Origin of the sequence: Roseibium algae, from assembly GCF_037783265.1 — a bacterium.
Taxonomy (GTDB): Bacteria; Pseudomonadota; Alphaproteobacteria; order Rhizobiales; family Stappiaceae; genus Roseibium; species Roseibium algae.
The window spans coordinates 86,828-110,536 of the sequence record NZ_JBAKIA010000001.1 but is presented as its reverse complement, the minus strand read 5'-3'; the positions used below and the strand labels follow the sequence as shown (position 1 = coordinate 110,536).

General features: G+C 52.5%; 20 protein-coding genes and 1 pseudogene. 6 read left to right on the top strand and 15 right to left on the bottom strand.

Annotated features, from left to right (window positions below):
* Nucleotides 1–51 precede the first annotated feature (51 nt).
* Complete coding sequence (locus V6575_RS00475; RefSeq protein ID WP_340272017.1) at nt 52–1,080, bottom strand: TRAP transporter substrate-binding protein; 1,029 nt, start codon at nt 1,078–1,080, stop codon at nt 52–54.
* 79 nt (nt 1,081–1,159) lie between these two features.
* On the opposite strand from V6575_RS00475, the gene V6575_RS00470 reads away from it, so the two are divergent.
* On the top strand, nt 1,160–2,143 hold the full coding sequence (locus tag V6575_RS00470; RefSeq protein WP_340272016.1) for a helix-turn-helix domain-containing protein: 984 nt from the start codon (nt 1,160–1,162) through the stop codon (nt 2,141–2,143).
* A 21-nt stretch (nt 2,144–2,164) separates the two neighbouring features.
* Here V6575_RS00470 and V6575_RS00465 read toward each other — a convergent pair.
* The 8 genes and pseudogenes from V6575_RS00465 to V6575_RS00430 all read right to left on the bottom strand — a co-directional run.
* Nucleotides 2,165–2,566: pseudogene (locus tag V6575_RS00465) on the bottom strand (transposase family protein); the annotation flags it as partial.
* 57 nt (nt 2,567–2,623) lie between these two features.
* The gene (locus V6575_RS00460) at nt 2,624–3,937 is read right to left on the bottom strand and encodes an HlyD family type I secretion periplasmic adaptor subunit (protein ID WP_422785496.1); all 1,314 of its coding nucleotides are present in this window, start codon (nt 3,935–3,937) and stop codon (nt 2,624–2,626) included.
* Nucleotides 3,924–5,729: a type I secretion system permease/ATPase gene (locus V6575_RS00455; RefSeq protein WP_340272013.1), complete on the bottom strand. Its 1,806-nt coding sequence runs from the start codon at nt 5,727–5,729 to the stop codon at nt 3,924–3,926. The genes V6575_RS00460 and V6575_RS00455 overlap by 14 nt, the downstream gene beginning before the upstream one ends.
* A gap of 33 nt (nt 5,730–5,762) precedes the next feature.
* Nucleotides 5,763–6,482 (bottom strand): hypothetical protein, encoded by a 720-nt coding sequence (locus V6575_RS00450; RefSeq protein ID WP_340272012.1) that lies wholly within the window; start codon nt 6,480–6,482, stop codon nt 5,763–5,765.
* A gap of 191 nt (nt 6,483–6,673) precedes the next feature.
* Nucleotides 6,674–9,388: a TonB-dependent receptor gene (locus V6575_RS00445; RefSeq protein ID WP_340272011.1), complete on the bottom strand. Its 2,715-nt coding sequence runs from the start codon at nt 9,386–9,388 to the stop codon at nt 6,674–6,676.
* Nucleotides 9,389–9,527: 139 nt separating this feature from the next.
* Nucleotides 9,528–10,670, bottom strand: a complete 1,143-nt coding sequence (locus tag V6575_RS00440) for a FecR family protein (protein ID WP_340272010.1) — start codon at nt 10,668–10,670, stop codon at nt 9,528–9,530.
* On the bottom strand, nt 10,654–11,163 hold the full coding sequence (locus tag V6575_RS00435) for an RNA polymerase sigma factor (protein ID WP_340272009.1): 510 nt from the start codon (nt 11,161–11,163) through the stop codon (nt 10,654–10,656). The genes V6575_RS00440 and V6575_RS00435 overlap by 17 nt, the downstream gene beginning before the upstream one ends.
* Before the next feature lie 534 nt (nt 11,164–11,697).
* Nucleotides 11,698–12,741: a GlxA family transcriptional regulator gene (locus V6575_RS00430; protein ID WP_340272008.1), complete on the bottom strand. Its 1,044-nt coding sequence runs from the start codon at nt 12,739–12,741 to the stop codon at nt 11,698–11,700.
* A gap of 141 nt (nt 12,742–12,882) precedes the next feature.
* Here V6575_RS00430 and V6575_RS00425 point away from each other — a divergent pair, with 141 nt between their 5' ends.
* From V6575_RS00425 to V6575_RS00405, 5 genes are all read left to right on the top strand, one after another.
* Entirely contained in the window at nt 12,883–13,908 is a 1,026-nt protein-coding gene (locus V6575_RS00425; RefSeq protein ID WP_340272007.1) for a proline racemase family protein, read from the top strand.
* A 244-nt stretch (nt 13,909–14,152) separates the two neighbouring features.
* Nucleotides 14,153–15,274: a TRAP transporter substrate-binding protein DctP gene (gene dctP / locus V6575_RS00420; RefSeq protein ID WP_340272006.1), complete on the top strand. Its 1,122-nt coding sequence runs from the start codon at nt 14,153–14,155 to the stop codon at nt 15,272–15,274.
* 82 nt (nt 15,275–15,356) lie between these two features.
* Nucleotides 15,357–15,917, top strand: a complete 561-nt coding sequence (locus V6575_RS00415) for a TRAP transporter small permease (protein ID WP_340272005.1) — start codon at nt 15,357–15,359, stop codon at nt 15,915–15,917.
* Entirely contained in the window at nt 15,914–17,191 is a 1,278-nt protein-coding gene (locus V6575_RS00410) for a TRAP transporter large permease (protein WP_340272004.1), read from the top strand. Before V6575_RS00415 ends, V6575_RS00410 begins: the two co-directional genes overlap by 4 nt.
* Nucleotides 17,192–17,247: 56 nt before the next feature.
* Nucleotides 17,248–18,456, top strand: a complete 1,209-nt coding sequence (locus tag V6575_RS00405; RefSeq protein WP_340272003.1) for a glycine C-acetyltransferase — start codon at nt 17,248–17,250, stop codon at nt 18,454–18,456.
* Nucleotides 18,457–18,735: 279 nt separating this feature from the next.
* On the opposite strand, the gene hpxZ is transcribed toward V6575_RS00405, so the two are convergent.
* The 6 genes from hpxZ to V6575_RS00375 are packed head-to-tail and all read right to left on the bottom strand — an operon-like array spanning nt 18,736 to nt 23,707.
* Nucleotides 18,736–19,125, bottom strand: coding sequence for an oxalurate catabolism protein HpxZ (hpxZ, locus tag V6575_RS00400; RefSeq protein ID WP_340272002.1), 390 nt, complete (start codon nt 19,123–19,125; stop codon nt 18,736–18,738).
* Nucleotides 19,125–19,895, bottom strand: coding sequence for a 5-formyltetrahydrofolate cyclo-ligase (locus V6575_RS00395; RefSeq protein ID WP_340272001.1), 771 nt, complete (start codon nt 19,893–19,895; stop codon nt 19,125–19,127). The genes hpxZ and V6575_RS00395 overlap by 1 nt, the downstream gene beginning before the upstream one ends.
* On the bottom strand, nt 19,895–21,310 hold the full coding sequence (locus tag V6575_RS00390; RefSeq protein WP_340271999.1) for an AtzE family amidohydrolase: 1,416 nt from the start codon (nt 21,308–21,310) through the stop codon (nt 19,895–19,897). Before V6575_RS00390 ends, V6575_RS00395 begins: the two co-directional genes overlap by 1 nt.
* Nucleotides 21,307–21,492 carry a DUF4089 domain-containing protein gene (locus V6575_RS00385; protein ID WP_340271997.1) on the bottom strand — a complete coding sequence of 62 codons (186 nt, stop codon included), beginning with the start codon at nt 21,490–21,492 and terminating at the stop codon, nt 21,307–21,309. Before V6575_RS00385 ends, V6575_RS00390 begins: the two co-directional genes overlap by 4 nt.
* Nucleotides 21,489–22,163, bottom strand: a complete 675-nt coding sequence (locus tag V6575_RS00380; RefSeq protein WP_340271996.1) for a cysteine hydrolase family protein — start codon at nt 22,161–22,163, stop codon at nt 21,489–21,491. The genes V6575_RS00385 and V6575_RS00380 overlap by 4 nt, the downstream gene beginning before the upstream one ends.
* Complete coding sequence (locus tag V6575_RS00375; RefSeq protein WP_340271995.1) at nt 22,160–23,707, bottom strand: ABC transporter ATP-binding protein; 1,548 nt, start codon at nt 23,705–23,707, stop codon at nt 22,160–22,162. Before V6575_RS00375 ends, V6575_RS00380 begins: the two co-directional genes overlap by 4 nt.
* Nucleotides 23,708–23,709 lie beyond the last annotated feature (2 nt).

Below are 23,709 nucleotides of genomic sequence, written 5' to 3'. Positions count from 1 at the left end.
AGAAAAAAGGAGGTGGTCCACGAGAACCACCTCCCTCAATCGGATCCGAAGTTACTGAACTTCGGAATAGGCTTTTTCGTAAACGGCGATCAGGTTTTTGCCTGTATCACCAGCACGCTCAATGTACGCAGCCTTCGACTTGTCATACATCTTTTCGCGCAGAGCCGCTTTTTCTTCATCGGATGCAACACGAACGTTGATGTCGCTTTCCTTGATGGTTGCAAGAGCAGCTTCAACAGCCTTGGCCTTATGTGCACGAAGTTCTGGGACAACTTCTGCAAAGGCCGCTGTAATGATGGCTTGATAGTCTGCAGGCAGGTTGTTCCACCAAGTCGGGTTGAACAGCACCACATCTTCCATTGCGCCATGCTCGGAAACCACGAGGTACTTCTGCACTTCGTTGAATTTCATGCGCTGAATGGTGTCGAGTGGGTTTTCCTGGCCATCAACAACGCCGGTCTGCAAAGATGTGTAGAGCTCGCCGAATGGCAAAGCGATTGCTGAGGCGCCAAGAGCATCAAACTGCTCGATCAGGATCTTGGAATCCATCACCCGGAATTTTTGACCGGCGAAGTCTTCCAGGTTGTCCAGTGGCTTGTTCGATGTAAAGTTTTTCAGGCCATTGGGCCAAAGTGCAACGCCAACCACGCCCTTGGAGGAAAAGCTCTCCAGAAGGGCTGCGCCGAACGGGCCTTCGCGGAGCTTCTGTGCTTTCTCGGCATCTGCGGGAAGAAGGAATGGAATATCGAGAATGGAAACTGCAGGATTAAAGCCGCCTATGAAAGCGGCCGGGGACACCGTCGCCTCAAGGACACCCAGCTGTACAGCTTCGGTCATTTCACGTTGGTTGCCGAGCTGCCCAGATGGGAAAATTTGGAATTCGACTTCTCCCTTTGTGCGCTCTTTTACAAGCTCTGCCACCTTCTGCAGATAGATATTACGGGACTGTTGATCGGACTCCAAATGACCGATTTTAGCAGTGTAATCTGCTGCTTCTGCTGCCGAAGCAGCAAGGATGCCAGTCGCACCAGCAAGCAAGACTCCACGGGTAAATTTTGCAAACTTGTTCAAGGCATTCATTGCATTCTCCGTACTGCATGAAATTAGAAGTCGCCGAGGATATGAACCATCAGCATTTCTGTCAAGAATAATCTCATATTTGAGAAAATATCATAATTTATTGCTTTTTTGCGATTTTTATGACATACGTTCAGGTAATTGCCAGCAAAAACGGCAGCATAACCAGCGAGGAATCTGGCGCGTGGACTACGGTATATCCGTTGAGGAAATTGGCCAACGCATGAAAGCGTTTCGTTTGGGTGCAATGCTGACACCTGAAGAATTGGCTCATAAAGCAGGAATTTCGCGCGCCGCCATTTACAGATATGAAGCTGGCCAACCTGCTAAGATTGACACGCTTGTCAGGATTGCCGGTCTGCTAGGCGTTTCTCTCGCAACTTTGCTTGGTGCCGGCGTTGAATACATTGTCTCGGCAATTAGTTTTTTTGAACGCATGCGCCAGTTGGAAGAGAACGTCGAGCAGATTATTGTTCTCTTCGGTCCTGTGTCCTATCTCCTCACAACAGATCAATATGATGAGTTTCTCCCGCAAGTCCTGAGGGAGAGCATTCCAAAACATGTCGATGATTACGATCAGGCGATCAGTGAAGTGGACACACTTGTCGAGATTTTAAAGAAGCGAAAACAAGCTTATCGAGCGCGCACGCCCAATATCATCAGCCTTACGTCTGGCTCTGAGCTGACGCAGTTTCTTAAATTGGGCTTTGTTGGTGGACATAATCTACCCGATGTCGACGTTTCGAAACGAAAAGAAATCGCGCGTATTGAGATCGAAAACATTGTTCAACTTCTGCGCAACCAACCTATCGGTGTTCAGCTGGGCGTCATTGTGGATTCCATGCCCGGATCCAGCTTGCAGATCTTCCGTGAAGCCAATCGAAAGTCCGTTGCGGTGAGCCCCTATAGGCTAGGCGCATTTGCCAACATCCGTTTGGGAGTGGCAACGATCAGCTCAGCGCCGGAGGCAACAGAGCTCTATCAGACTGTAACAAACCAGCTGTGGAACCGCGCGATTAAGGGCGAACAGGCCGCCGACTATATTGAAAAGACCATTCTAAAATGAAACTACATATGACTTCAGCGGGAATTGGATAGAATAGCGCTTTAACTTCTTCTTTGACGGTTTGTCGCCCTCAACTTCGGGTAGACGGCTGATGCCATGAGGTCGCAGGCAGCGGTGTAGCGAAGACCGGGGCAGATGAGGTAGCGTCGGCTGAAAGGCGTAAAGGCAATCGTCTGGCGGCAAGAGCGTGTGGCGGCGGAAAGCCACAATGATCGCTTTATCCTCGATGGATAGAACCGTCGAATGCGGCTCCTTCGGTCCAGTCCTCGAGTCGGCCGTAGAAGTCCGACGCTTCCACTTGGCGACAGTCTTCTGGTTAATCCCGTACCACTTCGAAAGCGTCCTCAGGCTCTCTTGTCTATTTTGTATTGCTCGACGGATCGCCTCTGTCGTTGTGGTGCTGCCGCGTAAAACCTGTCCCATAGCGGATCCTTCCATTCTGGAGAAAAGATTGCACCATCAAATGCTGAGATCAAACACCTACTCCTCGCGGAAGGCGCGGTTCATTTGGTCGCTGAGGGGTTTTAAAAAGTAGGACAGAGCCGTGCGTTTGCGGGTCTGGATAAAGGCTTCTGCCGGCATTCCAGGTACCAGAACCAAACCATTAAGACGGTCAAGTTCGCTCTGAGGAATTAGCAGGCGTACCAAATAGTAGGATAGACCAGTCTGTGGATCTTCGCTCAGATCAGCTGCAATGCGAAACACCGAGCCGTTCAATTCCGGCGTGATGCGTTGATTAAAGGCTGTCAGCCTGATCAAGGCTGCCTGCCCAGCATAGATCTGGTCAATATCATCGGGTGAAATGCGGACATCAAGAGATAACTCGTCCTGGTCCGGCACGATGAGCATGATATCTTCTGCAGGTGACACAACACCGCCAACGGTATGAACCGCGAGTTGGTGCACGGTCCCCGTCTGGGGCGCACGCAAATCGACATGCTCCAATTCTTGCTCGCTTGCGATTTTGCGTTCGACCAGTTCTCCGATCTGGAGTTGTGCATCCCTTAAATCACGCCCAACTTCGGCCTTGAGGTCTTGATCAATTTGCAGGATCTGCAGTTTCACTTCTGCAATTCGGCCAGCGGCTTGTGCGGCTGCGGCCAATGCTTCGCCGCGGTCCCCTTCAAACCGTGCCGCTTCGCGTTCAAGAGTGCCAAGTCGCTGGATTGAGACCAGTTTGCGCGTGTAGAGGGGGCGCAGCGACGCGATTTCTTCGTTCAACACAGTCAATGCCCGTTCATGGGCCTTGCGCTGTGCCGTATAGCCCTCGATTTCATGACGGTATTGGGTGACCCGCTCGCTTAGCTGTGATTTCTTCCCGGCTCGCAATTCTTGCCGAAAGATGAAGAGCACATCTTCACTGTGCATGGCAGCTGCGGCGTCTTTGTCCGTGGAAGCTGATGCCCGAAGGCTTTCAGGAAAGTCGATCTCTTCTTTATCATCCCGCTCAGCTTCAAGCCTTGCAAGCTGAGCAGAGAGTTCGTTCAGCCGTTTTGTGACAATGGCAAGATTGGTGCGTGCCAAAGTGTCATCCAGCCGCAATAGGACATCATCTGCTTGTACACGTTGGCCTTCCCGAACAGCCAAGTCTCTCACAACACCTCCCATGGGATGTTGTACGGTTTTCACATAGCTTTCGACGACGAAGGTGCCATGAGCTACAATAGCCCCAACCAATGTTGTTGCTGTGGCCCAACCACCAACACTTGCCACAAGCGCGAGACCTGCCAGCAAGCAAAGAAAGATGTGACGCCGAATGGAACTGTAGAGAGGCGAGTGGTTAGTCATCCGCATTTTCCGGTTGTTTTGGCTGGGGCGCAGGCGGCACATTTGTTTCGCTTGCATTGGCAACGACCCGCAAAGGGTTCAGCATTCGGGCGCCGTGAACTGCCTTTTGCGCAACCGGCTTGCTCAGTACGGATGAGAGGACCTGTTTTTTGGGGCCAAATGCCTTGACGCGGCCATTGTCTAAAACGAGGATCAAATCGACCGAACCAAGGGCGCTCGGACGGTGCGCGATGACCACGGCGATGCCGTTTCGCTCCCTTTGATGGCGGACAGCCTCGATAACGGCTGCTTCTCCTGCCGCATCCAGATTGGCATTCGGCTCATCCAAAACAAGCAAGAACGGATCACCGAAAAGCGCGCGAGCAAGGCCGATACGTTGCCTTTGTCCCCCTGATAAACCGGCACCATCAATTCCAATAGATGTTTGATAGCCTTTTGGCAGTGCGGTAATGAAGTCGTGAGCTCCAGCGGCCTTCGCTGCGGCAACAACGCTTTCGCCTGGCGCATTGCGTTGGAACCGTGCGACATTTTCCGAGATTGTTCCTTCAAAAAGGTCTGCGGACTGTGGAAGATAGCCGATATGTTTGCCCAGTTCTGATGGCTTCCACTGGTCAATTGCCGCGCCATCGAAACGCACGTCGCCTCGTACAGATGACCAGACACCAGTCAAGGATCGTGCGAGCGAAGTTTTGCCGCATCCTGAGGCTCCGATCACTCCAAGGGCTTGGCCCGCTTCGATGCGGAAGGTCACATCCACGAGCGAGGGGATCTGGGCACCCGGTGGCATAACCGTCAATGTATTGATTTGTAGTGCCTGTGAGGGGGGCGGCAACGTCAGAACATCGACCTTTTTTTCAAAACTGGGTGGAAGTTTCTTGAGCCTCCCCCAACTCTGGCGGGCCGCAACGAAGTGCTTCCAATGCCCAATGGCTGTATCGACGGGAGACATTGCGCGACCCATCATGATTGAAGCGGCGATCATGACGCCAGCCGAAGCCTCCTGCTGGATGACCAGCCATGCCCCCACGGCCAGAATGGCGGATTGAAGGGCTTGCCGGACAGACCGGGACACTCCGTTCATGGCCGAGCCGAAATCACCACTTTTGCGGTTTGCGGCAAGATAGGCCGAGTTGCTGGACTGCCATCTGTCATAAACGGTGTCTTCTAGCCCCATGGCACGAATACTCTCGCTGTTCCGTCTGGCAGCTTCTGTCAGCGCGGAGCGGTCCTGGCCTTTTTCCATCGCTGTTTTTGAGGGGCCACGAACTGCAAGGTCTGACGATAGAGTGATAACGAACATAACCAATGCGCCGACAAGCGCGGTTACACCGAGCCAAAAGTGAAACAGAAAGCAAATCGCAAGATAAAGCGGCACCCAGGGCAGATCGAAAAAGGCCCCCAGCCCAGGGCCGGAGAGAAAACCGCGTGCCGTGTCGAGGTCACGCATCGGCTGCAATCCGTCGCCGGGGATTCGGGCAGAGAGTGGCGCGCGGGCAATTGCGCGTAAGACGGTTTTTGAAAATCTGGCATCAAATGCTTCGCCGAGACGCAAAAGCATGCGCGCGCGCAGCGCGTCAAACAATGCTTGAAAACCATATAGGACGCCTGCGAGAGCGCATAAGGCCAGAAGCGTCGGAACGCTGCCGCTTGCGAGGACGCGGTCATAGACCTGCAGCATGAACAGCGAGCCGTTCAACCCCAGGAGGTTAAGCAGTGCGCTGGTGACAAACAGTGCCACAACAGCGCCTTTGAGCGGTAGAAACGTTGCCCCGGCCTCTCGCCGGGACAACTTTTCCATTGGACTGTTTTCCAACGTCAGATTTCTCTGAAGTTACGCGAACAGGAAGTCTGATGCGTCGAGATCGGAAGTATTGGCTCCCTCAAGAGTGACGCTGTTGGACCCCATGTAGATGTAGGCATCTGAACCGTCCTGATAAAGGCTGAGGTCTGACAGTTGGGTGGCACCCCAAGCAGATACATCAAGTGTATCTGTTCCGTCCTGATAGCCATATGTACCTGTACCATCGGAGGTAACAGTGTCATTGCCGCCAGAGAACACAAAGGTGTCTTCGCCGCCAAATCCAATCAAGACATCAGAACCCGATGTGTCATTGATCACGGTTCCAACGTCTGCAAGATAGTCATAGAGGTAACTTGTTGTTCCCTGAACGGACAGTCCGTAAATGGCAAAGTCGAGGGCATCCCCGGCTCCGGAAGTGTCGAATAAGGGATCATTTGTGATCGTCAGTTCGGATGAAACAGAAATGCCACTGGCCGATTGGCTGTAGCTGTTGCCGAGCGTGATTGTGTCAACTTCACCGGTCAGGTTGCCCTGACTGTATTGCAAATCGTCACCGTCCAGAACGATTCCATTACCGCCAGTCGAACCCGCACCCCATTGGTCAAAGGTATCGGTGCTGGCGGGAGCCGTCACGATTCCGTCCGTGGCATTCCAGAACGCGCCGTAATTCGAGGTAAAGCCATTCTCCCAGCTTGCCAGGTAAGCTTTCATATTGGATGAAGCGCTGGTAAGATCAATCGTAGCAACCATGATGTTTCCTTTGAGTTATGGTGCAAATGCCCGTTTGTTGGGCAGTTTTTCTCCGGCTGGACTGCAATCCAGCCGGAGATTTCCGGACCTAAAATGATCCCGAAATTCTGACTTTTGCTGAAGGCTTGCGTAGGGTGATGTCATTCTGCTGGCTTAAACTGCGAGGTTGTTGCAGCAAGGGCTTGCAAGTCCTAAAAGCGCAACTTCAACGAAGCCTGTAGCGTTCTTCCGGGCGCCTGATATGCACCAGTCGCCGGGATGTAGTTGATGTCTGTCACGTTGTTTACCGAAAGACGCAGCAGTGCATTGTCATTCACCTTGTAGGAGCCATAAAGGTCCATCGTGGTGTAGGGATCGCTGGATTCAACCACGTTCCCTTCAATATCTAGAGTTGCTGTCAGGGTAGGTGTGACATGGTTTACGCGTGCACCAACAGCCAAACGCTCATCGAACAACCGGAAGCCAGCGTCCAACATCAACTTGAAACGCGGGGGAACGCTTGTGTTCCATGCCAGTATATTGCCGTCTGTAGAGGTGGTGCCATTGCTGAAAGTTTCCGTTTTTTGTGGCCAGTCGACATTGAGATATGTTGAGGAGGCACCGAGCCAGAAAGCACCGGCATCATAGTTTCCTTCGACTTCGATGCCCCGCATTCTGGCGGTTCCATCCAGATTGACGAAACTGTTGTAGGTACGGTCTGGCTCACCACTGGCAATGATAGACCCAAAGACGATGTAGTCGTCGACTTCCCTGTAAAAGGCCGATATCTTCATACGCAAGCGGTCATTATCTGTGAACAGCTGATCAGCAGTAATGTTCGCTCCAACCTCGTATGTCCGCGCTTTTTCAGGACGAAGCCATTCATTCGGCGCAAGGCTCGTTCCAATAAGGTCCCCGGGAGCGATGTTGCCCGCGATAAATGCTTCGGTTAGTGTTGGTGGACGATAGCTCTGCGAGTAGCTGGCATAAGGGTGGAACCAATCGACGGGCTTTAGTTCCAGTGTTGCAGAAGGTAGCCAAGCACCATCTGACCGATCAATTTCCAAAGTTCTGTCATCTCGGCTATTTGTGGTCAGAGTAGTCCCCGCCCGCTCGAAATCACCGTCTATTACCTCTCCACTCCTGTTGCGCCATATGTTCTGGAGGAAAGGGGGAGCAGCATCTACGGCAGCTTGGCCATCCCTTTGAACGCGATAATCATATTCAGTGATGACACTTTTTACGATATAAGTAATCTCATCGTTGTCATAATAGGTTGGGCGCCCCTTCAGGCGCGACCAATCGTACCTAAGCCCACCTGAGAGAGTGACCCAGTCTGCGGGCTCAAGCGCTGCGTTCAGAAATGCGCTTGCAACATCTCTACGTCCCCTGGGACTATAAACTCCGTAGCTTGATTCATAGAGGGGATTGTCTGTGATGGAGGAACTGTTTGCTCCCTTGTCGCCGATGTCGCGGAAAGCCTCAACGCCGTAGTTCAAGCTCACGTCTCCTAAACGGGTGCCGAAATCAGACGTATTATCGAGAATGATCCCGAAGCTTGTGAGTTCTTTGTCAATGTATGTCTCGGGCGTGTTGCCTCGTGCATCGCGTGTCTCATCTATCAGCGATGTGTTGATCCAGAATTTTCCGTTGAGATCAACAAGTGGTGTATCTGGCATCCAGCCCAGGTCGGCGACGATTGTATCGATCCCTGCATCGAACTGACTGCCAAATCCACCTAGGGTTGTATCGTAGGAAAACTGGTTTTGCTGATGGAGCCATGAAAGGGATGCAGAGACATCACCAAGTTCAGCCTCCAGCTTGGCAAATGCGCTCCAGTTGTTCTGGTTGGTGACATCATACCGTCCGTCCACAACTCCATTCTCACCAGGCTCATATTGTCCCATGGATTTACGGCTGACGCCCATGGTCAAGGACAAGGCGTCGGAAATGCGAACAGCACCTATAGCTGATCCATCAAAATCATAAGCGTTCGTGCCTCCTGCGACATTAGCCTCCATTCCCCAGTCACGGCCGGACTGAATAATGTCGTTCACCCCGACAAGTCTGAAGTCTGCTGAGCCGCCGAGTGAGCCGGCATTGTTGGCAGCTGCTTCAGTTTTCTTTTGGATATCAATCTCGCGAACGAATGACGTGTCGACCATGGCCATTCCCATCCCGCCACTCGTCCCGCCGCCATATCTGCCACCATCCTGTGCATTTTGGCGCGCGCCATCGATCGATACAATAACGCGCCCAGAATCTTGCAATCCACGGATGTTAGGGGAAACTGTCGGGAAACTGCCAGATCCATCGCCGGAATAGGCACCGGCTACGCCATCGAACAACCGTCGAGCGTCTCTGGCCCCCGTTTCCTGAATTGCATCTTGTGAGATCACGCTGACGCTGCTTGGATCATCGTAAACCCAGTCTGGTGTTTCTCTGAAGCCGTTTCCATTGGCGGCTCCGCCATAGACCACGATGGTATCAAGCACTTCGCCGTCGGTTCCATCTATTGAACCAATGGTATCACCGTTGGTGACGACGACGACATTATCTCCCGTCACCCGCCAGGTTACTCCAGTTCCTGAAAGCATCTTGGAAAGGGCGTCGAGGGGGGCAAGTTTCCCGGAAACTGCATTCACGGTAACGCCAGTTGCCGAAGAGGCTGCCAATGAGACCTGCAGTCCCGATTGGCGACCATATATTCCAGCCGCGCTTGAAAGCGGTTGGCTCTGAATGTTGAACTGAAGCAAATTATTTTGAATTTCTTGCGCTGACGCCGAATTCATATCTGCGACAAGTACACCAAAAGCCGACGCGGCAATAAATGTTGCAAGGGCAGTTGTCGTCCATAGGTCGCTTCGATTTCGAGGCTTGCATATCGACCCAGGCTGATACGCGCTGGAAGCTTTCTTGTCAGGCATTTTCAACTCAACTCTTTATGTCAAACTTCACGCAGCTGTAGAGCGTGATCTCAGACATAAAGACGAGTGGCTTGCGTGTTTTTTTCAGCCTTGCCGTCAGAAAGTTTAAATTATGAGAAAAAAACTCATGAAATAATTGTTAGAGGTTCAGTAAAATCATAAAATAATTATTTATTTCATATACTTGACCGCCAAATGGGGCGACGAGCGCCCGCATCGCTTTTTCTGGATTAGTAAGATCAAACGCTCCTGTGACGCGTTGATTTGCGAGGCGAGTGTCCGGGATTGCAATCCACCCAGAGTGATATCTACCAATCTGCTGAGCAACGGATTCTAGGGTCTCGTTCATTACGTAGAGGCGGTGTTTTCGCCACGCTGCAATCTGATCCAGATTGATTTTTGACAATTCAATGGTGCCGTCGACATCATCGAGTTTAAGCTGCTCTCCTGGACGTAAAACAGCTGATGCAACAGCCTTGTCATGCCCTGCCTTGGCTTTGACCGACCCTTTCAGAAGTGCCACATCTGTCGTCTCTTGTCCCAGCCGGACATTGAACTGCGTACCGAGAACAGAGATGTTGAGGTTATCTGCTGTCACCAGGAACGGTCTTGATGCATCGTGGGAGACATCGAAGAAGGCCTCACCTGACAAGAGCGTCAATTGTCTGGTTTTGTTGTCAAAATCCAGCTTAATTGCACTGGCGGCTGCCAGGGTAACGTTGCTACCATCTTCCAGATGTATGGTTCTTATTTCACCCGGGTCCGTATAGTGGTCAGCTTGATAATGTATTAGCCACGTCGGAGCTAGCAGCACTAAAAAACAGGCGGCAACAGCAAGTGCCACACTGACGGCCGTAATACGTCCTCTCATTTTTTTGGAGGGTAATTCTGCGACTTCGAGCTGAGATTGTGTTGACCAAACCGGAGCTTTTTCCAGTTGATCAGGGATTTTCCTTGTTTCAGGCGACAGAGCACCCAGGCGATCCCACATACGGCACGTGCGTGACCAAGCTTCATGATGTTGTGGTGCATGATCGAGCCAGACCTGAAATTGTTCATGCAAACCCTGATCATTCGGTGAGCCTTGAAGCTTGAGCAGCCAGTCTACAGCTTCTTCAGACAGTCTTTGCCTTGTTGTAAGTTCTGTTTCCCGACTTAACATGCTCTCCGAACCATTTGCCTTACGCCATTTAGCCTGTTTGGCTGCTCCCCTATTAATATATAGACGAATAGCTCGACGATAATTTTCTTCGCATGCTGAAAATTTAAGCGCTTTGATCAATTATTTCGGATATTTCAAGCATGGATTTCCGCAAAATTCGATGCACACTTGCGATCGATAAATCCAGATCATTGGCGATTTGCTCCATAGTATGCCCCCCAAACCGGTACATCTCAATCGCGATGCGTGTCTCCTTGGAGCAGGAGTCAAGGTATTTTGATATTCGGATTAAATCGTCGCCGATAATTGCCGCTTCTTCAGGGGTTTCTAGTCTTTGTGGGGTCGCCCAGTGCGGCAGCTCACTATTTTCATGCCGGGCTTCCATTTGTCGGCGTCTTGTTAGATCAAACGCCAAATTTCGGGCAATTCTGAACAAGTAGGCTTTAGTCGAAACTGTTGTTGGTCCATTCTTCGGAAGGAAACGGATGAAAGCGTCTTGAACGACATCTTCTGCATCAGCACGAGAGCCAATAATGGAGGAAACATAATCCACCAGAGCTTTGCGGTATGTCAGGTAGCTTTTTTGCTGACCGTTACTGTCCTGTAATGCCATGGCTGCTCTTCAACTTTATCAACCAGCCTGCTCGTTAATGAGCAGTTCTAAGTCCGAGTCATATTCTGGTGCTTGAGGACAGGCCTGCTTCCATCAATGTTTCCGAAGAGGATGCTCGGCTTTCAGTTTTTAAATTTACACAGGAGAAGAAACATAAGTATTTTTACCGGTTGGCGGGTAAAATAATACATAACTTTTATACTCATGTTTTGCAAGTTGCCAGAGTGGGCTTGCTGAACGTTTCGTTAGCGGACAGATTTTTCCCACATTGGAAGCTCTTTTCCCGGTTCTTGGCGAGCCTGTTGCATTGTTCGAACCATCCAAAGGTGTGTTCCACAACCTATCGGAGAGGGAGGGCGTGGAAGCCTTTGTCAGCATCTGAAGCTTTTATGATCTCGATGGTTCATGCACTGCAGCCGATCAATGCGGTGCGGAGCTTATCGTCTGACCTCCCGCATGTCTGCTTGAAGTCATCCTTCGATTGGCGCCTCAATCTTTCGGCGACAGGCCCAGTTATTTCGCCTTCGGTTCCGCCTAACTGCCGGGGCTGAGTTTTGATATTTCATTTGGCAGTATCCTCTTGCGAAAGAGAGCGGGGGTGTCATGGAAACGATCCTTGAACCTGCGGATGAAATGAGCGGAATCGGAAAATCCGCATTCATAGGCGATCTGCGCGATCGACAGGTTGGTGTTCAGCAGACACCAATGGGCATGGTCCAGTCTCATCTTGCGCCAATAGGCCGAGGGCGATTGGTCTGCATAGCGCAGGAACAGGCGGTTGAGCTGGGATACGCTGACCCCGACATCCGCGCTGATTGACTTTATGGATTTGGCATTTGACAGGTTCTCCCGCATAATTTGTGCTGCATTCGCGACCCGCCAGTCACCGCAATTATGCAGTTCAGCACTTGGTGCACGTGGCATGTGAAGCGCACTTCGGGGCTGATCAACGCTCATTTCAATCAGCCCTTTGAGGGCGCGCGGGCGCCCCAAATGCCGGGCCAACAGGTCTATCGCCAGATCGATTGAAGCGGTTCCGCCAGGACTGGTGACTACGTTTTCATCCTCGACAAAAATTTCATGGCTGGTCACCTGAACATCTGAATAGCGATCGAGAAAATCTTGCCGATGGCGATGATGCACTGCGGCTCGCTTGCCCTGCAAGAGACCGGCCTGGGCGACCAGAAAACTGCCGGTACACAGACCAATGACTGTTTTTCCGGCCGACCGGAACTCTCTGATGAGCTCTATCGTTTGTGCCGGGGCGTGGTCGATAAGCGGCATCAAGCCGCCAATGACGACAAGATAGTCGTATCGGGCAATCTCCAGATCCTCAAACAACAGGGACGGGCTTACCTGAATTCCGGAACTCGAAGTCACAGGGGTGAGCGTTGGTCCGCAGATATCCCAACCGCAATAGATCTGTCCGTTGCGGTTTCCGTCATCGGCCGCATGGCGCAACGTATCGACAAATCCGCTCAAGGCGAGAATGGGAAACGTTTCGGTCATCGTCAAGGCAAACCGGACATTCTGCAAGGGCTCTGCGGGGGGCAATTGTGGCAAGGGGGCGATCTTCATACTGTCCTTACATGATGACGTAATTATACAATTAAATGCGATTTATGATCAATACATCCTCCCTTCGAAAGCTCCCAATTGGTTCACCTGAAAAATCGAATTCTCGCTTCATCACTTCCCACTAAAAGCACTGGTCAGAAGATGCTCTTTGACAAACAGATGGAAATTATTGGCGTGCATGCCGAAGGCGAAGTCGGTCGCGTCATTTTCAACGGTGGACCCGATATTCCAGGGTCCTCGATGTCAGAGAAAATGGACTACATCAACACTGTTAATGATGAGCTCTTGCGATTTGCCCTGTATGAGCCTCGCGGAGCGGCGCAAATGACCATAAATCTGCTGACCTCTCCCATCTCCCCAGGTGCGCAAATGGGGTTCATTCCCATCCAGGCTGATGGTGCCCATGCCATGTCGGGCTCAAATGCCATGTGCGTGGCCACAGCCTTGCTGGAAACCAATGTGCTGGAGATGACCGAGCCGCAAACAATTGTCCGGCTCGACACACCAGCAGGCCTGATCAATGCAACCGCCTACTGCAAGAACCGGAAAGTCGAGCGTGTCGAAGTTGACATGCCGCAGAGCTTTGTCGAGCACTTGAACCATCCAATTGACGTGCCAGGCGTGGGCAAGATGGAAGTCGATGTTGCCTTTGGTGGTTGTTACTTTGTTCTGATTGATGCAGCGAAATTGGGATTTTCCATTCAGCCGCATGAGGCGCGTGATCTCGTCGAGATGGGGGCCAAAATCAAGGACGCGGCCAACGCTCAAATCACCGTCCAGCACCCTGAAATCGAGAGCTGCAATGTGATCGAGTACCCGATGTTTGTCGGGCGCAAGGGCCCGGATATCGTTAATGCGACGATCATCTTTCCAGGCCGCCTTGATCGCTCGCCTTGTGGCACTGGAACAGCTGCCCGCCTGGCCGTGATGCACGCCCGCGGCGAAGTCCAGACCGGCGACGTCATCAACGTCAGATCGATTGTTGGCAGTGAATTCAGGGCTGAAGTCACAAGTATAGGATCATGGGGCACTCGCTCCTTCATCAATCCTAAAATATCAGGCCGATCCTGGATATTCAGTAAGCAAACAATCGGCATTCACCCGACTGATATCTTCCCATTGGGATACACGCTTTCAGATACATGGGGCACAGGAAAGCCACGATAGAAAGGCTTCTTCGCTTCAAGGTGTATCTGTATTTTCAATCAGTTCACATGGCCCCATCCACACAACCAAAAGGAGATCCGATCATCTAAACTGCTACAAGAAATCAATCATCAACTGTTTCATGGTCAGCACTGCAAGCTTTAGCCATGAGACAGCCGATGATCAATTTCTGAGATCTGAATGCAAAAAATTCGCTCAAAAAACCAAGAGCAAAACAAGTCACATCAGACTTCCGGAGATAATAATGGTAAATGTAAAAAATGCAACCCTGAATGGTTTTTCAGGAAAGAAACTTCGACTTGGCAACCTGGTTCGCAAAGCATCATTTGGTGCAGCCCTGTCCCTTGCCTCTCTGACGAACGCCCATGCCGCCGACTATGAGATGATCATTTCACACGTCTTTAGCGAAGACCCGCTGACGAATGAAGTTCAGCCCAGCCTGATGCACTTCGAATCCTTGGTTGAAACTGCAACAAACGGTGCAATTGACGTCAAGATTTTCGGCGGTAGCCAGCTGGGTTCTGAAGTCGAATCCGGCAAAGCTGCTCAAAAAGGCCTGGTCATGCAGGGCGCCGTGATGTCCTCCGGCGCGATGTCTTCGTTCTACAAAGACTTTCAGGTGATGACAGCGCCGTTCCTGTTCCCGAACTATCTCACAGCCTGGGCCTATTTTGATGGGCCTTATCATGCTGATTTTATGAAAGGCGCAATTGAAGAATCCGGCCTGCGTTACATGGGAACTTTTGATGAAGGTGGCGGGTTCGTAGCCTTTACGAACAACAAGCACCCGATCCGCACGGTTGAAGACATCGAGGGCCTGCGGATCCGCGTTGAAGAAAACCCGGCGCATATTGCGATCATGAAAGCGCTTGGCGCATCTGCCACACCGCTGCCATGGGGTGAAGTGCAAACCGCGCTTGCAACCGGACTGGCCGATGGGCAATTCAATGCACCTGGCATCAGCAAAGCCTACAAGCTCTACGATGTGAACGACTACACAACACTCAGCGGCCATGTTTACAACACGGCGACCTTCATGATCAGTGAAAAGTGGTTTCAGAGTCTGCCTGAAGAATATCGCGTCATTATCGCCAATGCGGCTCGCGAATCCATGAAAATTGGACACGGTATCGCCGTAATGCACTCCGTCGACGGGTGGGATGTCTCCTGCAAAGAGTTCAAGGAATGCATCGTCCTTTCGGAAGAAGAAAAAGCGAAAATGGCGGCTGTAGCCATGCCTGCATGGCGTGAGTGGATCACTAAGGACTTTGGTGTCGACCCAGTCGTTGTTGACGGACTGATGAGCGAAGTTCAGCGCCTCAAAGCTGAGGAAGTTGCGACCAGTACGTCGCTGTACGCCAACTAATAGCTTCTGGCAAAAACAGTGACACCATAGCCCCGGCGTAGCCCCCTGCGCCGGGGTTATGGGTAAATATTTGGACAGATAGATGAAAAGCATTCGGTCTTTTAGCGACACCCTTAACACGTGCGTCATTATCGTGTGTGCTCTGGCCATAACGGCCATGCTGACCATCTCCTTCGTTGGTGCATTGTACCAAGCGATTACGGGTGATTCTTTGAGCTGGACCTATTCACTGGCACGACAATTCATCCCCTGGATCGGCTTACTCTCAATAACGGTCGCTTTCAAAAATGGCGAACATGTCGCCATGACAATGCTGGCAGACAGTTTTCCCTTTGCCATCCGGCAATGGGTCGAGCGGGTGGTGGTTGGGCTGATCTTCGTCTTTGCTGTTTTCATGATCTATGAAGGCACATACTTCTTCATCGATTCCAATCAGTTGGTCATGATCTCAGATCAAATTCAGATCTCACAAAGATGGGTCGCCATTAGTGTCCCAATCACTGGCGGTGTTCTGCTCGTACACACGTCATGCGGACGCGCCCTGCTGGAAGACACCCAGGATTTCACTGACCTGCTGTCTCCAACAGCTGATGGCCATGAAAGTGGACCTGATACTCAAACAACAAAGGGACCTGTCCAATGATTTATGCCAGCGTTGCCTTCTTAACTGTCTTGCTTCTCGGTGCGCCCGTTGCTCTTGTCCTGGTCTATTCAGGAGCAGCAGGCGCCTATTCGCTCGGCGGTTTTGACTATTTGATCATTGTCGCAGAAAAAATGTTCTCTGGCGTTTCGCCCTTCGTGCTGATCGCAATCCCCTACTTCATCTTTACTTCTGAACTCATGGGCCATGCTGGGCTGACAGAGCGCCTGATCACGTTCAACAATGCGCTCATCGGGCGCATGCGCGGCTCACTCAGCCACATCAACATAACGGTCAGCGTTTTCTTTGCCGGATTGACCGGAGCAGCGGTGACCGACACAGTCTCCATCGGCAAAATTTTGATCCCAGCGATGAAAAAAGAAGGTTATAGCCCGGAATACAGCGCCGCTGTCACCGCATGCTCTTCCGTTATCGGACCGATTATTCCGCCCAGTATAATCATGGTTGTTTACGCAACAATCCTGCGGGATATCTCCGTGATTGATCTGTTCGCCGGCGGCATTATTCCGGGCCTCGCCATGGCGCTCTCCATGCTGGGTGTCAGTATCGTTCTGGCGATCAAGAACAATTTCCCGAAGCATGAAGCAACCCCGTTTCGCATGGCGGTTTTAGCCTTCCTTCAGTCTCTTCCAGCGTTGATAGTTCCGGTCATTATTCTGGGCGGCATTCTGTCGGGTGTGACAACGATTACAGAGGCCTCTGCTTTCGCTGCTGTCTACACGCTCCTGATCGGGTTTTTCCTCTATCGCCAACTTACCTGGCCGAAGGTCTGGGATGCGATGGTCAAAACAATTCGGTTCAGCGGAATTGTGTTCTTTTTGATGGCCGGTTCCACAGTTCTGTCCTGGTTTGTTGCCCGCTCGGGCGTTGCCCGGGAAGCTGCTGATTTCATCTCGGGCGTCAGCGATAGCCAAACCATCCAGATCCTCGCGGTCGTCGCATTTCTCATTCTCTTGGGCACCTTGATGGATGTGCTACCTGCTCTCGTCATCGTTGGACCTGTTCTACACCCAACTATGGTGGGGCTTGGCTTTGATCCGCTGCACTTTGCCATGATCATGATTGTCACCTTGAATGTCTCCAACGTAACGCCTCCCGTTGGAATGACGTTGATGACGGCTGCCAAGATCGCGGAGGTGTCCTATGAAAAGGTTATTGTGGCCGCCATTCCTTTCTTTTCCGCCATTCTGGCCGTTATTTTGCTGCTTGCGTTGTGGCCTGGAATGACGCTGTGGGTGCCCTCGTTACTGCACTAGGTTTCACTTGATATCCCCAAATCCTGAACGTTCGCTTTGGTTCGCAAGGAGTGGTCATGCCCACCTCATTTTTAGACACTGTTTCAACAACTCTTGCCTCACTTGAGGAAGACGGCCTTATCAAGATCGAGCGCGAGATCCTGTCGGCTCAAAAAGGCCGGATTACGGTTGCCGATGGCACAGAATCCCGGCCTGGCGTTATCAACATGTGCGCCAACAACTATCTTGGATTGGCCGACAGCCCGGCGCTGGTCGAGTCCGCGAAAGACGCGCTTGATCATCAGGGTTATGGCATGGCCAGTGTGCGGTTCATTTGCGGAACCCAGAAATCGCACCGGGTTCTGGAACGACGTCTGGCGCAGTTTTTGGGTAAAGACGATTCCATCCTCTTTGCCGCCTGTTTCGATGCCAATGGCGGATTGTTCGAGGCTTTGCTTGGGCCCGAAGATGCTGTCGTATCGGATTCCCTCAATCACGCCTCCATCATTGATGGCATTCGGTTGTGCAAGGCCAAGCGGTATCGTTATGAGAATTCCAACATGGCTGATCTCGAAAAGCAGCTTGTTCTTGCCAAAGAAGCTGGAGCGCGATTTGTCATGATCGCCACAGACGGCGTTTTCTCGATGGACGGCTATCTTGCGAACCTGCCGGAAATCACGAGATTGGCGAAAAAATTCGACGCCTTGGTAATGGTTGATGATTGCCACTCGACTGGCTTTATGGGACCACAGGGACGCGGAACGGCAGCGCATTTCGGTGTCAATGATGACGTCGACATCCTGACCGGAACCCTCGGCAAGGCTCTGGGAGGCGCTCTAGGAGGGTATATTGCCGGACCTCAGCCGGTTGTTGACCTGCTGCGCCAGCGGGCTCGCCCGTATCTGTTCTCAAACGCGCTACCACCGAGCATTGTCGCATCATCGCTTGCAGCGCTGACCATCGTGGAACAGGCCGATGATCTCAGGGAGCAACTTTTTGTAAACACTGTCTATTGGCGCGAAGGCCTAACCAATCTCGGTTTCACGCTCCTGCCGGGCGAGCATCCAATTGTACCTGTCATGCTTGGAGACGCGAAATTGGCCCAGGAGATGGCCAGCCGGCTGTTTGACCTTGGCGTATACGTCTCGCCATTCTTCTATCCCGTTGTCCCGAAGGGCTCTGCGCGTATCCGGACCCAGATCAATGCGACCCACACGCGGGACGATCTGGACGAGGCGCTGGCCGCCTTTAACCAGGCAGCTATAGAAACTGGCTTGCTCGTATAGCGGCGGATTGAATAGTCTATATCGGATCTGTTCCAGACTTATTCGGGGTCAAAAACCCACGCCAAGGTCATCAGACGCTTGATTGCGCTTAAGCCCGCAAGAATGCAGCGCGATACGCGCTGCATTCTTGCGGAATTCGTCTGTTCGTTTCAGTACCTGGGGTGAGTGCTATCAAAGGGGCGGCATCAAACCGCGACAGACTCAAAATCCTGTCCTGAAAAGCAGGAGCAAAACGAGACAGAGCCGTCTTTCCACGAAACTTGCGACAAGCCCGCTTTATCATGCATCTTCCGCATCAATTACGCTGACATGGGCGGCTACGACGCGCCAGCCTTCGCTCATTCGGACCCAAGTCTGCATTTGCCGACCAACTTTGCCAGGGGTCTTGTCCCTGTAGAAAAGGGTTGAGGCTGTGGCAAATGAAGTGCCGAAGGTCGTGATGACCGTGTTTTCTAAAGAACGCTCAAGACCGAGATTGCTGCGACTGGACCGGAACGCCGCGATTTCATCGTAGCCATAGAGATTTTCACCGCCGCCATAGCGGATTGTGGTTGGTGACTTCAAAAACAACTCGTCGAGAACTTCGACGTTATTGCTGACCAAAGCTTTCTCGTATTCCGTAAAAGCTGCTTCCACCTCAGCCTTTACCTTTGGAATATTGATGTCCATCAGAGTTTCCCTTTATCAGACGTCATGCGGTCGCGGAGTGTTTTGAGAAAGGGGATGTCCCGAAATTGATCACTTTGAACATGCTCCCAGGCAACACCGGTCGGTTGTGGGTATGGGGTTTGGGTGTCGATCAGTTCATGTTCTGTGGCGATGAAATCAAGTGCGCTGTCGTGCGCCATCATGATCACGTCGTCATTCGGCACCACCTGGCAGGAGTGAACGGTTGTCGTCAGAACTGTATCTGGCTTGAGCTTTTCAAGTTCTCGGAAAATTCCAAGTTCCAGATCAGCGAAGCCGCCGCCCTTGCCAGTCCTTCCGCCTTCTTTGGTGACGGCGACACAACCGACGACAACAAAGTCGAGCTCCTCCATGTCCTCGAATTCGACAGGTTCGCCGTATCTAACGAACCCTTGCGAGGTTGCTGCCAGTTCGAACTGGATCCCCTGTCTTTCAAGGGCGACTGGATCGAGCCGGACAAATGGGAAGGGCTTCAGCAGCTCTGGGACCGGCGCATAAACAATCTTGCCATCATAAAGGGCCCTGAGCCTGACCGGGATTTGGGGTGGATCCGGATTGCATTTGACTGTGCGAGCGGCTTTCCATGCATCTAGCTGCGATAAATGTAGAGCTGCAGTGTCTGCGCCGGCAAAATTTGGGATTCGGCTATTGGTCGGGCCGACGTTCACGCCTTGCTCTATAAGTGTGCTCCAGACACGGGTTCTTACTTGGTCCTTATCCGTATTTCGTCCGGCCCAGCGTGCGTCGCTCATCAATTAATTCCTGTTGTTATTCCGGCGACAGGGGCTGATACGGCCCCTGAGTGTTGGAGGTGGTGGGCAACGCGCAGGGCAATATCTTCTCGCCAAGCAGGTGCAATGACCTGGACACCGATTGGCAGGGCGGCACCTTCGAGCCAAACCGGAACGGAAACCACTGGAAGTCCGATGAATGATATAGGTTGCGTGAAAAGTCCGATGTTGGGCCGCGCCGGAAGTTCTACTCCATCCAGAACAACGGTTTTTGTTCCCGAAGGCAGGGCGTGGAACGGTGTTGTTGGAGCCAGTAGGACGTCTACGTCTTTGAAAATGTCGCGCATCTGGTGCTGGAACCAAGTCCGGAACCGCTGAGCTTGTTGAACCCAAACGGCAGGAACCATGGCGCCGGAAAGAAAACGATCTCTCGTATCCGGATCAAAGTTTTCCGGCTGCTTTTTTAGGCGGCCCAAGTGTAGCGCTGATGATTGCGCGGTCGTGATGATATAGGCTGCAGCGCGGGCTCGCGCGGCTTCTGGAATGTCTATTTCCCGGTTGGCACCCAGTTCAGCCGCGACCAGATCAACCGCGTTGAATGCCTCTGGCTGGCCGGACTTGCGAAAATAGCCTCCAGCAACTGCGATCCGTAGGTTTTCTATGCCTTCCGAAAGCGTTGCCTTGGTGGCAATACCAGGTCGGTTCGCCTGTGCCGGATCTGCGGGATCGTGACCTTGAAGAACGTCGAATACCAGCGCCAGGTCTTCTGCAGTTCGGGCGAGCGGTCCCAGATGATCCAGATCTCCAACGAATGGAAACGAGCCAGCTCTGCTGAGACGTCCAAAAGTTGGCTTGAGGCCGAACAGCCCGCAAAATGATGATGGAACCCTTATAGAACCATTGGTGTCGGAGCCTAGCGTAATCGGAACCATGCCGCTCGCGGCAGCGGCGCCGGATCCACTTGAAGAGCCACCGGTCATCCGGGTTGTGTCATGCGGATTTAGGCAGTTGCCATCGTGAGCGTTTTCGCCGGTGAAGTCATAAGCGTATTCGCCCATGTGCAGGCCGCCAGTGAGGACACCGCCCGCTTGACTGAGACGTTGGATCAGGGATGCGTCTGCCGAAGCAGGTTGGTTGCTCAGGTTAATCTTTGATCCGGCGCGGGTCACTACGCTTTCGATATCGAAAAGGTTTTTGACGGCGTAGGGCACACCTGCGAGGGGTAGCGTTTCTCCAGCAGCAAGGCGTTTATCCACCGCCCGTGCTTCGGTCAGCGCGCGCTCAGTTGTGATGTCCGTATAGGCATTTACAATTGGGTTGAGCCGGTTGATGTCAGCAAGGGCGTGTGTGGCGACGGCCTCTGCGCTGATGGCGCCACTTTGAACGGCTGCTGCCGTTTGGGTGGCGGTCCTGGTCATGTGCGGGGTGATGGTCATGGCAAAAACACCGGGGCTGCCTCGACTTCGTCGTCGAGGGGAAAGCTCATGATCAGGTTTGCGGCTTTCCCAGTGGCGGCCATGTTTGCTTCGACTGTTGGTCGCCACTCATCCCGGATCTTGAGGTCCACGACCTTTTCCATATGGGCCACATAGGCCTTTGCATCGAACGGGCCGTTCATGTTCCGTCTCCTGAAGCCGCTGCCTGGAAGTTGGCCAATGCCGAGGTCCAGCCAACAATCCCACCCTGCGCTTGGATCATTTTTAGGGTTGCTGCCTTGAATTCAGGGAAATAGCTTTCCGTGGCTTCTTCAATCAAAAGGCATTCAAAGCCCCGGTCGTTGGCCTCACGCATGGTGCTTTGGACACAGACCTCCGTGGTCACGCCAGCAAAGACGAGGCTCTTTGTGCCGAGTTTGCTCAGGATCTTGTCTAGGTTTGTCGCGTAGAAAGCGCCTTTGCCAGGTTTGTCTATGACATGCTCGCCTTCGATGGGCGTGCAGTCCGGAACGATTTTTGCTCCTGGTTCGCCGCGTATAAGAATCCTGCCCATCGGGCCATCATCACCGATCCGGAGACTTGGTGAACCACGGTCCCGTTTGGCGGGAGGGCAGTCGGATAGATCCGGCAGATGATTTTCGCGGGTGTGTATCACCGGCCAGCCTTTGTGCCGAAACAGGGTTAAAAGGTCTTTCGTTGGCGAGACGGCGCGTTGGAGGTGGCTGACGTCATTGCCAAGGGTTTCGCCAAAGCCGCCCGGGTTGATGAAATCGCACTGCATATCAATAACGATCAATGCGACGGAGGTCGGATCGAAGTGAAATGCGAAGGGATTGGCTTCAACGGTCATCATGATTGGTGTCCTGCCATAGCGTGGCCGATTTTGGCTCGGTCCGTGTCGGCGATGGGCGAGGTGAAGCTGACCCTGCCTTCCGACATGACCGCGACGATGTCTGCAAGTTCCAGGATTTCGTCTAGATCCTCCGAGACAAGCAGAACAGCTGCACCCTTGTTGCGCTGATCCATGATCTGCGCCCTGATCTCGGCAACAGAGGCAAAATCAAGCCCGAAGCAGGGGTTCGCAACGATGAGGATCTCGACCGTGCCTGAGAGCTCTCGGGCAAGGATCGCCCGCTGGACATTGCCGCCAGACAGGTTTTCAATCGGCTCATCCGTGGACGGTGTCTTGACCCGATAAGATGAGATAAGCTCACGCGCTTTCTTGCGTATTGGTGTTGGTGATAGCCAGCCCTTGAAGGGCGAAATTGGCGCTTTGTCGAAGCTGCGAAAAGCCATATTTTCAGCGACAGTCATGCGTGGGACCGCCGCATTTCGAAGGGGTTCTTCTGAGAAACCGAAAACTTTTAGGGAATCCATTTGTTTGCGCTCAGGTTCATATGGCTTGCCATCGACGAAGAAACGCCCGTCCGAGGGAATACGTTGTCCGGAAAGTGTTTCGATTAATTCGGATTGTCCATTTCCGGACACGCCCGCTATGCCGAGGATTTCTCCGGTATGGACTTTCAGGTTCACAGCTTCCAGTGCTGGCAGCAGTTCGTCGTCTTCGGCAAACAGGCCCACGACCTCCAGCTTGAGCTTCTTCTCAAGCGAGGTTTCTCTGGCGCCTCTCTCGCGGACGGTGGTGTCGCCGATCATCATGTGGCTCATGTCGTCAACGGACAGATTTGCCACATCACCTCCGCCGACCATACGTCCGCGCCGAAGTACGGTGACAGCATCCGCAAAGGCCGTCACTTCGCGGAACTTATGAGAGATCATCAAGATGGTCAGATCTCCCGCATCGGTCATGCCGCGCAGAAGACCCAGAACTTCATCGGCCTCGTCAGGCGTCAGCACGGATGTGGGCTCGTCCAGAATGAGAAAGCGTTGATCCAGATAGAGTTGTTTGAGAATCTCAAGCTTTTGTTTTTCGCCTGCAGACAGGGAATTCACCGGCTTGTCCAGCGGCACTTTGAAAGGCGTTGTCTCCAGAAATGCGTCAAGCGTTTGGTGTTCTTTTTTCCAATCGATAATAGCAGGCGTATTGGCGCGGGAGATGACCAGGTTTTCTGCAGCTGTTAGGGATGGGACCAGGGTGAAGTGTTGATAGACCATGCCAATGCCATGTGCATGCGCTGCACGGGGATTGGGTATGGAGACTTCAGATCCGTTGACCAGTACAGAACCTTTTGTGGGTTGGTAGAAACCCATCATACATTTGACCAGCGTCGATTTCCCAGCGCCGTTTTCGCCAAGGAGGGCGTGAAAGGAACCGGGTTTGACCTTGAGCGACACATCGTCCAGCGCCGTCAAGCCGCCGAAGCTCTTTGACATCCCGACTGTCTCGACGCCGATGGCGCGCAATTTTGTGGAATGGCGATGGGCGGCAAGATCCATGT

Excerpts from the sequence above, each read along its gene's own strand:
- V6575_RS00450 (WP_340272012.1), bottom strand. The coding sequence starts at position 6,482 with ATGGTTGCTACGATTGATCTTACCAGCGCTTCATCCAATATGAAAGCT.
- V6575_RS00435 (WP_340272009.1), bottom strand. The coding sequence starts at position 11,163 with ATGGCATTACAGGACAGTAACGGTCAGCAAAAAAGCTACCTGACATAC.
- hpxZ (WP_340272002.1), bottom strand. The coding sequence starts at position 19,125 with ATGGACATCAATATTCCAAAGGTAAAGGCTGAGGTGGAAGCAGCTTTT.
- V6575_RS00430 (WP_340272008.1), bottom strand. The coding sequence starts at position 12,741 with ATGAAGATCGCCCCCTTGCCACAATTGCCCCCCGCAGAGCCCTTGCAG.
- V6575_RS00380 (WP_340271996.1), bottom strand. The coding sequence starts at position 22,163 with ATGATGACCGTTGAAGCCAATCCCTTCGCATTTCACTTCGATCCGACC.
- V6575_RS00385 (WP_340271997.1), bottom strand. The coding sequence starts at position 21,492 with ATGAACGGCCCGTTCGATGCAAAGGCCTATGTGGCCCATATGGAAAAG.
- V6575_RS00405 (WP_340272003.1), top strand. The coding sequence starts at position 17,248 with ATGCCCACCTCATTTTTAGACACTGTTTCAACAACTCTTGCCTCACTT.
- dctP (WP_340272006.1), top strand. The coding sequence starts at position 14,153 with ATGGTAAATGTAAAAAATGCAACCCTGAATGGTTTTTCAGGAAAGAAA.
- V6575_RS00445 (WP_340272011.1), bottom strand. The coding sequence starts at position 9,388 with ATGCCTGACAAGAAAGCTTCCAGCGCGTATCAGCCTGGGTCGATATGC.
- V6575_RS00415 (WP_340272005.1), top strand. The coding sequence starts at position 15,357 with ATGAAAAGCATTCGGTCTTTTAGCGACACCCTTAACACGTGCGTCATT.
- V6575_RS00455 (WP_340272013.1), bottom strand. The coding sequence starts at position 5,729 with ATGGAAAAGTTGTCCCGGCGAGAGGCCGGGGCAACGTTTCTACCGCTC.
- V6575_RS00460 (WP_422785496.1), bottom strand. The coding sequence starts at position 3,937 with ATGCGGATGACTAACCACTCGCCTCTCTACAGTTCCATTCGGCGTCAC.
- V6575_RS00410 (WP_340272004.1), top strand. The coding sequence starts at position 15,914 with ATGATTTATGCCAGCGTTGCCTTCTTAACTGTCTTGCTTCTCGGTGCG.
- V6575_RS00395 (WP_340272001.1), bottom strand. The coding sequence starts at position 19,895 with ATGAGCGACGCACGCTGGGCCGGACGAAATACGGATAAGGACCAAGTA.
- V6575_RS00390 (WP_340271999.1), bottom strand. The coding sequence starts at position 21,310 with ATGACCATCACCCCGCACATGACCAGGACCGCCACCCAAACGGCAGCA.
- V6575_RS00425 (WP_340272007.1), top strand. The coding sequence starts at position 12,883 with ATGCTCTTTGACAAACAGATGGAAATTATTGGCGTGCATGCCGAAGGC.
- V6575_RS00375 (WP_340271995.1), bottom strand. The coding sequence starts at position 23,707 with ATGGATCTTGCCGCCCATCGCCATTCCACAAAATTGCGCGCCATCGGC.
- V6575_RS00475 (WP_340272017.1), bottom strand. The coding sequence starts at position 1,080 with ATGAATGCCTTGAACAAGTTTGCAAAATTTACCCGTGGAGTCTTGCTT.